This window comes from uncultured Psychrobacter sp. (assembly GCF_947500265.1).
Lineage (GTDB): Bacteria > Pseudomonadota > Gammaproteobacteria > Pseudomonadales > Moraxellaceae > Psychrobacter.
On sequence record NZ_CANMRN010000009.1, the window covers coordinates 23055 to 38434 of the forward strand.

A 15380-nucleotide genomic window follows, 5' to 3' on the forward strand; every position below is an offset into this window, starting at 1 on the left:
ATACCCGTGTCGCGCTTTTTTGTGCATAATGATTTGCTTGGTAAGCTATTCAACTCGTAAAGAAATAGGCACGCTATTATGGTTATTAATAGTTCGGCTACCGTTACTAGCGCTACTGCTTGAGTTTTGTGAAATCTGTCCAATCGTCATCCACTGTCCACGTGGCACGATCATCGTACTGTTCAATCTTTGACCCCGAATAGCATTGCTAGCACTGCCAGTGGAATTGTCAGTAGAACTCATTTGATTATAAGGTGAATTCGGCTGCACTAACTTTTCTTCCACTTGGGAAAGTTGTACTTCAATTTGCCCATTGGGCAGCAGTCTTGGTGTGACGGCAATCCCTTGTGTCGTTGGCAGTAATATTTGCTGCTGAATCACAATCTGTGGTCTTAGGTTATCGTTAGCTGAGCGATGGTAAGTTGAATAGTTATTAGCATTATAGGTTTGAGTCAGTGAGTAGAGCGTACCTGTGCTGATACTCGCCGCACTGCCAGATAATGTTTGTACTTGATATAGATTACTACTCTGCTGCAGGCTGCTACGCTGACTAATAACCCCTGCACCTTGGATACCGCGATTGGTGATAAGGACCTGACCCTGCTGAATATTACCTTGCCCGCTACTACTATTGCCAACACGTACAGCGACCGTCAATGCCTGTGGCTGACGGTCAATTTGAGACAACAATTGCTGTACCACCTCATAATTGCGTGCCGTCGTTTGCAGTACCAATTTATCTTGATACGTAGTCACCGTACCACCGTCTGCGCTACTATTTAATTGCTGCCTTACTGCAGGTAGTAGGCTAGCCCCGCCATAAGTATGGATGACATAAGTTTGAGCAGTACTGGCTTGTACGGTTACTGGTAAAACCGCTAGACTCAGTGCAAAAGCTGATAGACTTGCAAGGTTGATGGCATAAACAGCACCAATCAGTCTATGACTAATATAACGTTTGATACTATTCATACCTGCTCCCTTATTACTATTAAGTCATCAGTCATAACGCTAAACTTGATCGTCAACTATAAATAGTCGTTAGTCACTTAATCCAAGCACGTCTTGCATATTGTACTGACCTACTTCTTGCTCAACGACCCAAGTTGCGGCACGTACTGCACCAGCGGCAAATGTCATGCGGGCGCGCGCACGATGGGTAATCTCGACCACTTCGCCATCTGCGATAAACATCACAGTATGATCACCTACGATTTCGCCGCCACGTACAGCGTGGATACCGATTGTTCCCGATTCGCGCTCGCCAGTTTGTCCTTCGCGGCCATAGATAGCGACGTCTTTTAGGTTCTGTCCGCGGGCTTCTGCGACGGCTTCGGCCATCATATATGCGGTACCAGAAGGCGCATCAATTTTATGCTTATGATGTGCTTCGATGATTTCTACATCAGCATCATTACCAAACGCTTTGGCAGCCATCCCAAGTAGCTTCAATGATAAGTTAACGCCTGTTGAATAGTTACCCGCATATACGATAGTGATTTTCTCACTTGCTTTTGCCAGTACTTGTTCTTGCTGCTCATTGAATCCTGTCGTACCGATAACCATAGCGACATTATGCTCAGCACAAACTTGCATGTTTTTTTCAGTGGCGTCAGGCAAGCTAAAATCAATCAGTACATCGATATCGTTAATCACAGCAGCTAAGTCATCAACGATTTGTACATTTAAATGGCCGATAGCAGCAACTTCGCCTGCATCAGCACCGACTAGGCTAGATCCTTGACGCTCAATCGCTGCTTTTAATACAGTTTGTGGATTGTTCTGTACTGCCTCAATAAGCATACGACCCATACGGCCGCCTGCACCGATTACCCCAACGTTGATAGATTTATTATTTACTTGTTCGCTCATGTTTTTACCTTAGATGTTTTATATTTGGTGAAACTATTTTTGACTATCATTTATCGTAAGTTTAGCAAATATCATCACATGAATGGCTTTTTATACCATCAATAAAAAGCCCAAAGGTTTCATGTGAAACCTTTGGGCTTAGTTCAATATTAGCTACTTAGTTAAACTATTTCTTAATCGAACAAATCACCGATTTTTTTGAAGAATGACTTCTTATGTGGCGACTGTTGATGCTTGCTGTCATCATCCAAAGTATCTTGGAATTGGCGTAATAAGTCTTTTTGCTCACGAGTCAGATTCACTGGCGTTTCAATAACCACACGGCAAATCAAGTCACCTTTCATGGTAGTACGGACTGGCGTCACACCTTTGCCGCGTACACGCAGTAACTTACCGCTTTGCGTACCTTCTGCCACTTTGATTTTTACTTTGCCATCTAAGGTTGGGATTTCGACTTCTTTACCCAATGCGGCATCAGTGATGCTTACGGGTACATCCATATATAGGTCAGCACCTTGACGGGTAAATACATTGTGCTGTTTGACGCGTACTTCGACATATAGATCGCCGTTTTGTACGCCAGCGCCGCCCGCTTCGCCTTCGCCTGCTAGACGAACGCGATCACCATCATCGACGCCTGCAGGGATAGAGACTTCTAAGGTGCGTGATTTGTCTTTTACGCCATTGCCATGACAGTCCGAACAAGGGTTTTTGATCTGTTTACCAGTACCGCCGCAATGAGGACAGGCCTGCTGTACTGCAAAGAAACCTTGCTGCATACGTACTTGACCTTGGCCATGACACGTCTGACAGGTAACAACATCGGAAGCATTTTTTGCCCCTTTACCATCACAGGTATCACAAGGCGCAGGAGCCGTGAAACTGATTTCTTTTTTGCAGCCACGTACGGCTTCTTCTAATGTCAGCTCAATCACATAACGCAAGTCAGAGCCGCGACGCGAACGCCCACCGCCGCCGCCACGCTGCTGACCGAAGATATCACCGAAGTTACCAAAGATATCGCCAAAGATATCTTGGAAGTTGCCACCACCTGCGCCGCCGAAGCCACCACCACCACCCATACCGTTTTCAAAGGCTGCATGGCCCATACGGTCGTAGGCTGAACGTTTCTCTTCGTCGCTCAATACTTCATAAGCCATTGAAGCTTCTTTGAATTTGTCTTCCGAATCAGGATCATCAGAGTTGCGATCTGGATGGTATTTCATGGCAAGCTTACGGTAGGCTCGCTTAATTTCTTTGCTGTCAGCGGTCTTGCTGACACCTAATATTTCATAAAAATCGCGCTTACTCATGCTCTCTCCTATCGTCTTTACAGCCACACCGGTTCGTCAAATCATCAGCTCAATTGATAATTGTCTTAATCTTATTCATGATTCTTAGCCATCAGATATGTATAACGTTTCACATGAAACATAACAACTCACCATGCTATAGAAACATAATGCTTAGACTTAACCAACAAATACGGTGAAGGCTGCTTAGCCAAATCAATTATAAAAAGTTTGCGCTATTTATGGAGATGGTCTGCTGATTTATCAAGCTCTTAAATGATGAAATTAGCAGTTGGCATTGCTGCGGCAAAAGCCAAACGATTCATTAAGGTTACTGCAAAGCTTTTCGTACCTGAGCAGTGCTTAGTCGTGCTAATATTTACCGCCACATCTACGGTCATTTATACTCATAGTGATGACGATTGCGACAAGGTATCAAGTCTTATGAAAAAGCTGGTTATTCTATTAATCATCATTGCGGTAGCAGTGTATGCAGGCTCGCCTTACTACAGCGCTTATCAGCTCAAAAATGCTTATGACGATAAAGACGGTGCCACTATCGCAGCGGCTATTGATTATGAGCAAGTGCGACCAAGCGTCCAAAATCAGCTAACCAGCCAATTTGCGACGACAATGACTAAGTATCCATTGATTTCTGAATTGGGCGGTGAGCCGTTGACCGAAGCCGCGAATGGTTTTATCGCGCAGGCAGTTGAAGGGGCCATCACGCCGCAGAATATCGAAAAGGTAATTAATACCCAAGGTCAAGCCAATACAGCAACCAAAGAGCTAGCCGCAGCATGGGCCATCGCTAGCGATCAAGTTGACTTGAAAAATCTGATTCAGAGCTTAATCATTCAGCGCGGTGATGTCGATGCCGTGGTCAAAAGCCAAATGCAGCAAGTCATGAAAAAACAAGCGGCAGAACTTGAGCAGCAAGTCGCCCAAGGCAATGACAGTGAGAAGCCAACGCTTAGCTACTGCGGTATCAACTGCTTTAGTATTAGTGGTCAGGTAAAAGGCTACCCTCTCACTATCGAGATGCAGCGTGAAGGGCTTATCAATTGGAAAATCGTTGATATCGTCTTACCATAAATTATTTAAGACAGCTTTTGAGATGCAAAAATGTCCGAATAGAACCAAAAAAAACCGCCTTATGAGATAATTCATAAGGCGGTCTTTTTACGTTGTTTAGCAGTCAAATATCTTAATGTTTTAAACTAAAAAACACTTAACCATACCAGTCGATTATTCAACACCCAAGAATTCTAGAAATTCTGGACTCTCAAAACTCGCCTGATATAGCACGCCATCTTCACGATAGATTGCAGGCGTCGCCATTACTGCGAGTCCAGCTGCTTTTTCACGATTGGGTGTTACATGGTCAACCGTACAACTTGCTGATGCAGGTGTCATTTCACCCTGCAGCATAGCTTTGTCAAATGCCTGACGACGACTGTCTTCATTCGCTTGGCACCAGATACCACGCATCTGCTTCGGTGACGCCTCATATATCGGATAGCCGATGACATTGACCGTCACGCCTTTTGCATTGAGCGATGGCACTTGCTGATGTAATCGGCGGCAATAAGGGCAGTTCACATCATCCGCTACATAGATAACGGCTCTCTCAGTAGTGGTTGCTGGATAAGTAATCAGCTGGCTTTTGTCTAATGACGCAAACACAGACTGGTTTTTACGTTTTTCAAAGTTCTCATCGAGGCCGATAAACTGACCATTTTCGATAACTGATATTTCGCCATCGGTAATATACTGCGCATCATCCGATAGTAAAAACGGCACCCCTTCTAGCGTTGCTCCCCAGATGACACCCGGTACTGCGGTATAAAAGAATGGCGTTTTAGCACTCATATTCTTAAGCGCAGTCATATTTGCTAGCATGTCAGACTTGACACTCGCATTGATAGGTTCGCCTACCTGCGCACTCGTACTACGTACTGGTGTTTTGGTCACTACCCGCTTACTTGGGTTTTTCTGTAGCTCACCCTGTATGACATATCTACCATCTTCAGTGATGTGCAGGGGCAGTTGTCCGGCCAAATTCACTTGATACATATTAGGCAGTTTTGATGGCAAAATAGAAGTAATCTGTGTTTTGATACCTGCTTGGGTCAGTACTTGGCGCAATCGCTTATCAACAGTCGCACTCACTGTCTGAGTTGCTTGCGAATTTGTAGTGTTTTGCGTTACGTTATTGCTATTAGCATCCGCTGAACTTGGCTGAGCGCAAGCAGTGGTTGCTAATAGTATGACGCTGATTAGACTAGTGGACTTTAATACAGGTAATGTCACAGAGAGATTCCTATCTGGTTTTTAATAATGACAGTTTTCAATATTAAGACCAATTCCAAATCTACAACTAACTGAAAGGTAACAATACATTTTCTGATTAGTCAGATTTTTAGAGTTGGTTTAAGGGTTGTCTGTCATAAAAATATAGATAAAAAAGACTGTAGCATATGAGATAGTTTTGCAAAGCACTAAATGGCTAATGTCGCAAAACTGCTACTTAGCTTTAAGAGATAGGCAACACAGCTAGATAATAGACATAAATACTATATAGCAGACCGCAAAAAGCAGCACACTGGGTAGCGGCTGCTAATGGGTTCAAAACGATAGTTTCAAGGCAAATACTAAGGCCAAAGCTTAATAGTTTTAGTGCTCATTTATTAAAACTTGGCAACTTCTTCTGGCGTTAAGAAACGGCTATCGCCTTTTTCTAGACCTTCTAGATTGATGTGACCGATACTGGCGCGGTGCAGCTCAGTTACTCGATTACCAAAGTAGCCCATCATACGTTTGACCTGATGGTATTTGCCCTGCTCTAACGTCAGACGTGCATGTTTTTCATCAATGAACTCAAGAACAGCAGGCTTGGTTGGCTCATAATCACCTTCAAGCAAGATGCCTTCAGCCACTTTCTTAACGGCTTTTTCTTGTGCATCATTATCCATTGCATCTGCCAAAGTCAGCTCATACACCTTTGCATGCTCGTGCTTAGGACTGGTGACACGATGTAGCCAGCCACCATCATCACTCATCAGCAACGCACCAGTGGTATCGACATCGAGACGTCCAGCGATACGCAAGCTACCCAATTCTGGTACAGCAATCAGTTCGGTGACGATTGGATACTCTTTAACTTTTAACGTGCATTCGAAACCTTCAGGCTTATATAACAAGATATAGCGATTGCCAGCAGCGACCGATAATGGCTCGCCCGCCCACATCACATCATCATTGACGACATCGACATGTAGGCCAGGATCTTTAACCACTTGATCGTTTACAGTGATTTCGCCGGCGTGCATGATCTTTTTTGACTCTTTACGCGACAGCTCGGTGGCTTTACTAATGAATTTATCTAAACGCATACTATTTACTACCATCGGTTTTATTATACCAGCCCTAAATCAGAAACTAACGACGCCAGCACTCAGCCGTGAGCGGCTCGTTATCTTCGATGGTTAGAAATGGTACTATAATGAAAAATTAAATGAACACTGTACTCAATACAAAAGCCAGTGAAAGTCAGACCAGTTTAACATATCCAACCTAAGCCTGATGAAATATGAGCTATCAAACGCTAAAACGTGCCGTTACCACGCGACTCGAAATTAAAAAATCTGAGTTTATCGCTTACGCCTATCCGGTGACTTCTCGCGAGCAAGCAATGTTTCACGTGGAACAACTACGAGAGCAATATCCCGATGCCCGCCATTTCTGCTGGGCATATATTATCGGTGATCCAGATAATACCACCAGTGCTGGTTTCGATGATGATGGTGAGCCAAGCGGTACAGCGGGTCGACCGATATTGAATGTATTGCAGCATAAGTCGATCGGCAACGTAATTGTCATCGTGGTGCGTTATTTCGGTGGTATCAAATTGGGTGCTGGCGGTCTGACGCGTGCTTATGCAGGCTCTGCCCAAGCGGCCGTCGACGAGATGATACTAAACCCTTATGTACCGATGACCCAGATTCAGATACTGGCAGAGTTTGCGACTGAAGCGCAATGCCGCTATATGATAGAGAGCCTTGGCGGTCATATCGACGATGTCTCCTATAGCAAACAAGTGACCTTAACCGCCACACTTGCTGAAGCAGATGTCGAAAATTTAAAAGCGCGTTTAGCAATGGATGGTCGAGTATTGGACAATTCAGAGGATTAAAATCTAACTAACTACTCTCATCGACCGTTTTAGATAGTTCTCTTTTCAATATGCTTATTTGTCAGATTTTTCAATAATTGCTTCTTGGTAAATACTTTTTAGCAGCTACTTCTCAGTAATTGCTTTCAGTAGCCAATTTCCAGTAGCGGTTTTCAGTAACTGTTTCCAGTAATCATGCGTTCACTGAAAATTATTGGTTTTCACAGGTACTGGCGTTATGATAAAAAAACCTTTATCACACTACTCTATTTGTTTTTCCACGATCATTAAATAAGACCAAAATATGTCAACTTCAACCAAACCTTTTTCTCCAGCCCCTTTTAAGCCGCCCTTTTGGCTAACCAATCCACACTTGCAAAGCATCTTGCCTAAGTTTTTCGCGCCAAAGGCACCGACCTACCGCCGTGTGGTCGAAAAAGACTCACTGGACGAGAGCGATATTGCCTATGACTTCTATGATGCGCACCCTATAGAAGCATCAAAAGATGGCGAACTTGAGCAAACCCCATTGATTGTCCTCTTCCACGGCATGGAAGGCAGTAGTGACAGTCATTACGCTCGCGCACTGGCGTACCAAATGCACGCGCAAGGCTGGCATTTTGTGGTGGCGCATTTCCGTAGTTGCGGTGGTATTCCTGCTAGTGGCACGGTGTTCTATAATGCAGGCGACACTGACGAGGTGCATCATGCACTACAGAATTTGCGAGAGCAGTATGCCAATATCTACGCAGTTGGCGTCTCATTAGGTGGCAATGCACTGGCCAAATACATGGGCGAATATGAGGACAAAGTCCTTTGTAAAGGTGCCGTTGTTATCTCCGCGCCAGTCGATATGTCTTCAGCTGCCATTACTATGCACAGCTTCTTGAGTCATCGTATCTATACGCCTTATCTGCTTAACCCAATTATCAAAAAAGCATTGGCGAACGATCTCACGCAGGATGAAATCAATTCTATCAAAGCTGCCAATCGTATCAGTGATTTTGATGATATTTTTACTGCGCCACGTCACGGATATCGCTCCAAAAACGACTATTACCATACTGCATCCGCCATGCCGTATTTGCGCAACGTCACTCACCCTCTGCTATTAATCAGTGCAAAAGATGATCCTTTCATCGGCTTTACTGCTACCCCAAATGATGTCTCTGAGAGTGTCACCATCTTAGATACTGAGCACGGTGGACACATCGGTTATCTGCGCTATCGCTCAGACAATGGTCATTCCAAAAGCAAATCGTCTGTCAGTAATAATAAAGAGTCCAAGACTTCAAAATTCGATATTAACTGGATACCTGAGACGGTCAGCGCTTATTTTAATTGGATTGGTGTGGCTTCTATTAGCGAGTCTTCTCAGGATGTGGGCTCTGACAATAAATAATCACTGTCATCAATGACAAAATAATAATGCCAACGTTTATAACCTTTTGAGAGTGTTTTATGTACCCATTTATCCGTTATGCTAGCACCATTGCTCATGCTGCCTTAAAAGCAAAAAAGGGCAACACACTGACGTTTAAGGACACCAGTGAGATTCAGTTTCGCTGCCGCTTATCCGATATAGATAATTTTTTGGAGATGAATAACGGCCGCGTATTTACGCTTTATGATTTGGGTCGTATGGACTTTGCAGTACGGACTGGTCTTGGCAAGCAGTTGTTAAAACAACGCTGGGGTTTGGTCATCGCTGGCAGCACTATTCAATACCGCAAGCGTATTCGCGCCTTTCAAAAAGTCACGCTCAAGACCAAAATCGTCGGTATCGACGCGCGCTGGTTGTATATAGAGCAATCAATGTGGGTCAAAGGACAGCCTTGCTCATCTGGACTACTGCGTACTGGTGTGACCAAGGGTGGTAGAGTGATTGACACGGCACAAGTATTGGCTGCACTTGGCCAATCTGACTGGGATCTACCGCCAACGGGTTACGTGGCTGAGTGGATCAAAAGTGATGCTGATCGACCGTGGCCGCCTGTCGATACAGCTGACTAACTTAACTTTATAAGCTAGAAATCCATTACTTTTAACTTATTTAACAGATAGTACAAGCAAGCAACCTTATAGCTACTATTTCATAACAACTCATTATATAAATACATATAATAAATGTTAGGATAGTAGTGAGTATATACTCAGACAAAACAAATATAGTCTTATAAGGAGAATAATATGGCTAATACAACAGATTATGTCGGCACGTTATTTGATAATAGCGAATCAAACCCAAGCAAAATTACTTTAGCGTTTACCATGGCAGGCGTGGCACTAAAAAAAGGCCATTCTGCTACTGTGATATTAATGGTGGATGCGGTGCATCTGGCAAAACCAAACGCGCTAGACAATGTAGATATCGGCGATCCGTTTGAGCCAGCTGGTGAGTTACTAGAGACCTTTATTGAAAAAGGTGGCCAAGTATTGGTCTGCGGCGCTTGTATGAAACACAACGGCGTAGAAGAGTCAGATATCGATAAGCGTTTTGAAGTGATTAGCGGTGATGATGTGGTTGAGCTACTTATGAATGCGAAAGGGTCGTTGCAGTTGAATTAAGATGCTCGTGAATGATTCATTTGTATAATTCTACTAGATAGTAAAGAAACATCAGATATTCTGGTGTTTCTTTTTTCGTTTAGATTGGCAGGGTACTTGCTGATAACATATCGCAAACCCTACCATTAATAATAACGATTTTACCCGCTCTATTTCACAGAGTATGATGAACACTGGTAGTACACACCCTATCTATCGTGACTGCTCATTATCTGACTATTATATTTACAATGTATGCCCGCATCATAGGCTGGGCATAGCTAACACTATGTAGGACAACCGAATACTATGGCCAACTTCCCCACTATCAGAATACGTACGCGCCGCAAATATTATCGCCTTATCTTTACAGGCCTGATGGCAATGATGATGTCACTGATTATCTCAACAGCCCTGTTGGTAGTCAAACAAGGCTTTATCGAAGGATTTTTTATGGAGTTGATGCACTCTTGGGGATTGGCCTTTATGTTTGCATGGCCAAGTGCATACATCTGCGCCTATCTAGTACAAGAGCATGTACTGAGTAGAATAGAGTTTTATTAAACAGTATCGATAGCTATCATAATTCTGAGTCATCGTCGTTATAAGATAGTTTAGATATAGGGCAAGCAAGTCAAGGTTCTATAGAGAATAGACTGAACTGGCCTAATGCCGTATTCCATATATATGCGATTGACTATCTAACGCTAGAAAATATTACTGATGTAAGCCAAGCTTTCTATAACAACATCCCGTTAGCGCAAATGTATCCAACTCCTAGACGACCAGTCTATTTTTAAGTATAGTGTCTTTGTTAGCCGATAACCTATAAGCATCATTATCATGGTATCGTTTCTACTAGAAGAAAAAATACATCGATGAGTGATCTCAATGACATGATGTTTATAGTCGGTTATTCATACACTTATACATAAATTAAATCATAAATATATAAAGGAAATCATCATGCGTAGTGCTATTCATAACAGCTTTGGCAAACCTTCTGACGTATTGAGCGTTGGCGACAGCCCCATGCCCCAGCCTGCTGCCAACGAAGTCCGTATCAAAACCATTCTCTCCCCTATTCATAACCATGACTTGCTGACCGTAAGTGGTCAATACGGCTATAAGCCTGAGATGCCAGCCATCGGTGGTAGTGAGGCGCTAGGTATTATCGATGCTGTGGGTGATGACGTCACAGACCTAAGCGTCGGCCAACGTGTGGCGTGCGCTAGTGTACACGAGACGTGGGCAGAGTATTTTGTCGCCCCTGCCAGCATGGTATTTAACATGCCTGATAGTATTGAAGATGAGTTGGCTGCCCAACTGATTGCTATGCCGCTGTCTGCCCTAATGCTATTAGAATTCTTGGAAGTAGATAGTGGTCAATGGATTATTCATAACGCGGCGAATGGCGCTGTCGGTAAAACCCTTGCGATGCTAGCAGCAGCACGCGGTGTAAATACGATTAACCTCGTACGTAGTAAAGACGCGATAGCAGAGCTGACCTCGCTCGGTATTAAAAACAATGTCGTCACCGCTGATGATGACTGGAAAGACCAAGTTCGCGCTATCATTAGTGATGACAAAATTACAGCAGCCGTCGATTCAGTTGGTGGTGAATCGAGCAACGAGCTACTATCATTACTTGGCAGCAAAGGCACGCTGGTCTCATTTGGTATCATGTCAGGCAAGCCAATGGCATTAGACGCTGGTAGCTTAATCTTTAAGCAAGCCGTTGTAAAAGGGTTCTGGGGTAGCAAAACCAGCCAAGAAATGGATCTAGACAATAAACAACGTCTGATCACTGAGTTGCTAGAACGCGCATCGAATGGCGATTTAAAGCTACCGATCGAAGCCGTCTATAGTCTGGACGATATCGCAACCGCAGTGTCTGGAAAAGTACAATCAAGTAAAAAAGGCAAAGTTATCCTAAAGCCTTAAGCGAAACTCTACCTTGTATTGATTGTCATTGAAGGCATCATAAATATGAAAAGTCCATTTGTATTACTCGTTAGATAATACTATGGGCTTTTTTATTTTAACCGTACTGTTGTTATGGTAATTCTAATGCAGACATATACATAAGCAATTACTCATCAACTCAAATAATAATATTTAATAAGGATATAACCATGTCAAACGATACAACATTTAAAGCCTTAGTCGTCGAAGAAACCAGTAATGGTGAATTCAAAAAAAGTATTCAAGAGCGTAAAGTCAGTGACTTACCGGAGAATGACTTGCTCATCGAAGTGCATTATTCATCATTAAACTTTAAAGATGCGATGTCGGCCACTGGTAATAAACGAATCACCAAACAGTACCCGCATACCCCAGGTATCGACGCAGCTGGCGTGGTCGTCAGTGATAAGTCAGGCACGTTTAGCGCAGGACAAGAAGTATTAGTATTCGGCTATGATCTTGGTATGGATACGGATGGTGGTCTCGGTCAAATGATCTCAATCCCCGCAGAGTGGGCGCTACCTTGCCCAGAAACGCTGACGCTAAAAGAAGCAATGACCTATGGTACTGGCGGCCTAACCGCAGCACTAAGTGTGCAAAAGCTAGAGAAAATGGGCGCAAAACCAAGTGATGGCCCAGTTGCTGTAACAGGTGCAACAGGCGGCGTAGGTACGATCAGTATCGCTATCTTAAAGCAGCTCGGCTATGAGGTGATTGCGTTCTCAGGTAAGCCAGAGCAAAGCGAGCACTTAAAAGAGCTTGGCGCGAACGAAGTACGTCATCGCGATACCATCAATGAAATCGGTAATAAACCTGTCGGCCGTGAGCTATGGGCAAACGCTATTGATACCATCGGTGGCGACTACCTATCTAACTTACTCAAACAAACCAAAGCGGGCGGCGCGGTGACGAGCTGTGGTCTAGCAGGTGGCGCTGAGTTTTCGATGACGGTCATGCCATTTATCACTAGAGCAGTATCATTATTGGGTATCGATTCGGTCTATATCCCACTGGCTGACAAGGAAGCCATTTGGAAACGTGTTGCCACTGATATGAAACTGCCTAATCTTGAGAGCTATGGTGAAGAGATTACGTTAGAGCAAACGCCAGAATACCTAGATCGCTTTATGTCTAGCAAGGTGGTTGGGCGTTATGTGGTGAATGTGAAGGGTTAGGTTTTTGACTTAGTAGTTAAAAATTATAAAAAAGGCAGCATCTCTTTTGAGGTGCTGCTTTCTTTCTTAAGTATAATCAAAAATTAATTTCTCAGTATAGTTAATACTAACTTATAAATCTATTGAACAGATTTATCCAGCTTTTAACTAGAGATTCGTTAACATTCGAAAAAATCTTATCAAACCTATTCTGTACGTTTCTAGCAAGTTCTACTTTCCAGCCTTTTTCTAAATCAATTGAGTTCTTTTTTGCCCAAGCTTCTATTTGATTGATAATAGGCTCATTTCTTTGATAAATATCTTCAAATAGAACATCACTCATACGATACATTCTATCAACTTCTCTTGTAATATCATCTACAGGAATTAAGTCTTCAATTTCGTATTGTGCTTCTCCTAGGAAGTCAGATACTTCAAGCACCTTATCTTTATGTTTATTATATTCACTACTTATTAATTTGTTTTTAAAGTCTTTACCAGATTTATCCGAATCAATAAACACAAAAGGTAGGGTGGAATCTCTTGCAGATACAAGACTAGAGATAGGCTTTACACCTCTTATCCCACCAGTAGGAACAAATACTAACTCTTTAGAATGTCGTAGCTTTCCTTCTGCGATTAAATATCTTTTTATTAGGTTTAGATATATTTGATCACTTGCACCTTCTACTAGGACAGGTAAACATCCTAATAATAAAGTATCTGAAACAGTTAAGCCGAGCGCTGCATGTACTGGATATATAGATTTCTCCGCATCTTTTTTATCGTATCTTAAATCAGCCGAAACTTCAGTCCGACCAGTCTGCTTGTTCACGTAAACTGCTTTTACATTCGCTAAATTATCCATATCTACGAGAAATGGAGAATGCGACGTATATACCAGTTGATTATCTTCAGATAATTTCCGAAAAAACTTTGCTAAATCATACTGTGCAATAGGATGCAAAGATAAACCTGGCTCATCAAGTAGTAAAACCGTGTTGTTATGTGACCCTTTAGTCTCTACCAGAAATACTAGAAAAAAACTAAAAAACCACTGTAGCCCTCTACTTCTACCTTCAAGTTCTATAGCTTCAGGTCTTAAACTGTCAGATACATTTATTCTAAAATGATGACCATCTGCTTCAAATTCAAACTTGTAATCTCCTTGTAACCACCATTCTTTAAAGCTTTTAGTCAGCTGAGCTGCAGCTGATCTTAGTAGTACCCCTCTTTCTCTCTTTTTATCAGCCCAGTTCTGAACCTCTTCTTCTGTTAACTCTTGCTCTTCAACACTCTTTTCACGATTATAACTATCAAGTGTTTTTATTATGACCTTTCTATCGTTTCCTAATTCATATATTTCTTGTGGTGAGAGATTCACGTATTTGAAAAGCACATCTAAGGTTCTTGCTTTAGCTCTAGCAGATTCTGTTAAATCATTTCTATCGTTATCTTCAATTACTCGTGGTAGAAATATCTCACTATCTAAATTCCCATAATCTGAATAATAGACAAAGTTTGGTAAGCTAGCTAAAACCTTTTTTCTTATCTCAGGTGTTGTATCAATAGGATTTCCTTTGAAAGCATTTAAAAAAAACTCTAAGGGATGTAAAAGGTTGCCATCAAAAAAGTCAGGCAAATTCTTCTTTCTACCAAATATTTTTTTATGCTCAATAATATCCATTTTAAAGTTGTCAACATCTTCATAAAAAACTGATTCTTTCTTACTAAAATTTTCGATTTGATTATCTATGAAATTTTGGACTGAAGTTTTCAGTTCATCATCTTCTTTCATAAAATGCTCATAAGAGTTGATTTTCTTATTGAACTTTTCTAATAAAGTACTAAATCTAGAAGGGCTGAAGCTTCCGATTTCTGTATAGGGAAAGCTTATATAGTAACCGCCATCATATTTTCGCTGAACCAGTACTGTTTGGATCTGCTCTTTGTCGCATCTCAAATCCGTGGCTAGCTCTTCTTGTAAATCATCAGCCAAGATAAAGTCAGCCAAAATAAAAACATCATTAGAATGATTGTCAGCTTTATATTGGCTATAGAGATGTCTTGGAAAATCATCTAGAGGAACTATCGGCTCACTATTAGCAGGTCTCAATTTCCACAGAGCTACTAACAGATTTGTTTTTCCAGCCTCATTTGTACCTACCAGACAAGTATTATCACCTAAATAAACCCAATCACTTTCTTCAATAGAGCGAAAGTTTTTAACCTTGAACCTTTTTAAAACTGTCCTCATAACTATTCTCTCATCTCTAACAAATTGATTTTATATTTAGATGTTATTTGAACTACAATCACAGAATACTATAATTATGATTAAAACTGTCATTCGAACCAACTTATTTTGACCAAAAA

At 42.1% G+C, this 15380-nt stretch carries 14 protein-coding genes; 8 read left to right on the forward strand and 6 right to left on the reverse strand.

Translation table 11 applies throughout. From position 1 onward, the window contains the following. Positions 1-45 precede the first annotated feature (45 nt). The 3 genes from Q0788_RS11985 to dnaJ all read right to left on the reverse strand — a co-directional run bounded on the left by Q0788_RS11985 (position 46) and on the right by dnaJ (position 3185). A complete protein-coding gene (locus Q0788_RS11985; protein ID WP_298810993.1) occupies positions 46-972 on the reverse strand; it encodes a hypothetical protein in 927 nt (308 codons plus the stop codon). A gap of 69 nt (positions 973-1041) precedes the next feature. Continuing rightward, positions 1042-1872: a 4-hydroxy-tetrahydrodipicolinate reductase gene (dapB, locus tag Q0788_RS11990; RefSeq protein ID WP_298810996.1), complete on the reverse strand. Its 831-nt coding sequence runs from the start codon at positions 1870-1872 to the stop codon at positions 1042-1044. A 173-nt stretch (positions 1873-2045) separates the two neighbouring features. Further along, complete coding sequence (gene dnaJ / locus Q0788_RS11995; RefSeq protein ID WP_298810998.1) at positions 2046-3185, reverse strand: molecular chaperone DnaJ; 1140 nt, start codon at positions 3183-3185, stop codon at positions 2046-2048. Between the two features lie 255 nt (positions 3186-3440). Here dnaJ and Q0788_RS12000 point away from each other — a divergent pair, with 255 nt between their 5' ends. After that, a complete protein-coding gene (locus tag Q0788_RS12000; protein WP_298811001.1) occupies positions 3441-4259 on the forward strand; it encodes a DUF2939 domain-containing protein in 819 nt (272 codons plus the stop codon). Positions 4260-4412: 153 nt separating this feature from the next. On the opposite strand, the gene Q0788_RS12005 is transcribed toward Q0788_RS12000, so the two are convergent. Continuing rightward, positions 4413-5477 (reverse strand): thioredoxin fold domain-containing protein, encoded by a 1065-nt coding sequence (locus tag Q0788_RS12005; RefSeq protein WP_298811004.1) that lies wholly within the window; start codon positions 5475-5477, stop codon positions 4413-4415. A gap of 377 nt (positions 5478-5854) precedes the next feature. Then, positions 5855-6559: a pseudouridine synthase gene (locus tag Q0788_RS12010; protein ID WP_298811005.1), complete on the reverse strand. Its 705-nt coding sequence runs from the start codon at positions 6557-6559 to the stop codon at positions 5855-5857. A 197-nt stretch (positions 6560-6756) separates the two neighbouring features. On the opposite strand from Q0788_RS12010, the gene Q0788_RS12015 reads away from it, so the two are divergent. From Q0788_RS12015 to Q0788_RS12045, 7 genes are all read left to right on the forward strand, one after another. After that, entirely contained in the window at positions 6757-7359 is a 603-nt protein-coding gene (locus Q0788_RS12015; RefSeq protein ID WP_298811009.1) for a YigZ family protein, read from the forward strand. A gap of 283 nt (positions 7360-7642) precedes the next feature. After that, on the forward strand, positions 7643-8740 hold the full coding sequence (locus Q0788_RS12020) for an alpha/beta fold hydrolase (RefSeq protein WP_298811012.1): 1098 nt from the start codon (positions 7643-7645) through the stop codon (positions 8738-8740). A gap of 59 nt (positions 8741-8799) precedes the next feature. Further along, positions 8800-9351, forward strand: a complete 552-nt coding sequence (locus tag Q0788_RS12025; RefSeq protein WP_298811015.1) for an acyl-CoA thioesterase — start codon at positions 8800-8802, stop codon at positions 9349-9351. A 177-nt stretch (positions 9352-9528) separates the two neighbouring features. Next, the gene (locus tag Q0788_RS12030) at positions 9529-9906 is read left to right on the forward strand and encodes a DsrE family protein (protein WP_057757617.1); all 378 of its coding nucleotides are present in this window, start codon (positions 9529-9531) and stop codon (positions 9904-9906) included. A 288-nt stretch (positions 9907-10194) separates the two neighbouring features. After that, a complete protein-coding gene (locus Q0788_RS12035; protein WP_298811021.1) occupies positions 10195-10449 on the forward strand; it encodes a DUF2798 domain-containing protein in 255 nt (84 codons plus the stop codon). A 402-nt stretch (positions 10450-10851) separates the two neighbouring features. Then, positions 10852-11829, forward strand: a complete 978-nt coding sequence (locus Q0788_RS12040) for a zinc-binding dehydrogenase (protein ID WP_298811023.1) — start codon at positions 10852-10854, stop codon at positions 11827-11829. 191 nt (positions 11830-12020) lie between these two features. Continuing rightward, a complete protein-coding gene (locus tag Q0788_RS12045) occupies positions 12021-13025 on the forward strand; it encodes a YhdH/YhfP family quinone oxidoreductase (protein ID WP_298811026.1) in 1005 nt (334 codons plus the stop codon). A gap of 106 nt (positions 13026-13131) precedes the next feature. On the opposite strand, the gene Q0788_RS12050 is transcribed toward Q0788_RS12045, so the two are convergent. After that, a complete protein-coding gene (locus Q0788_RS12050) occupies positions 13132-15261 on the reverse strand; it encodes an AAA family ATPase (protein WP_298811029.1) in 2130 nt (709 codons plus the stop codon). Positions 15262-15380 lie beyond the last annotated feature (119 nt).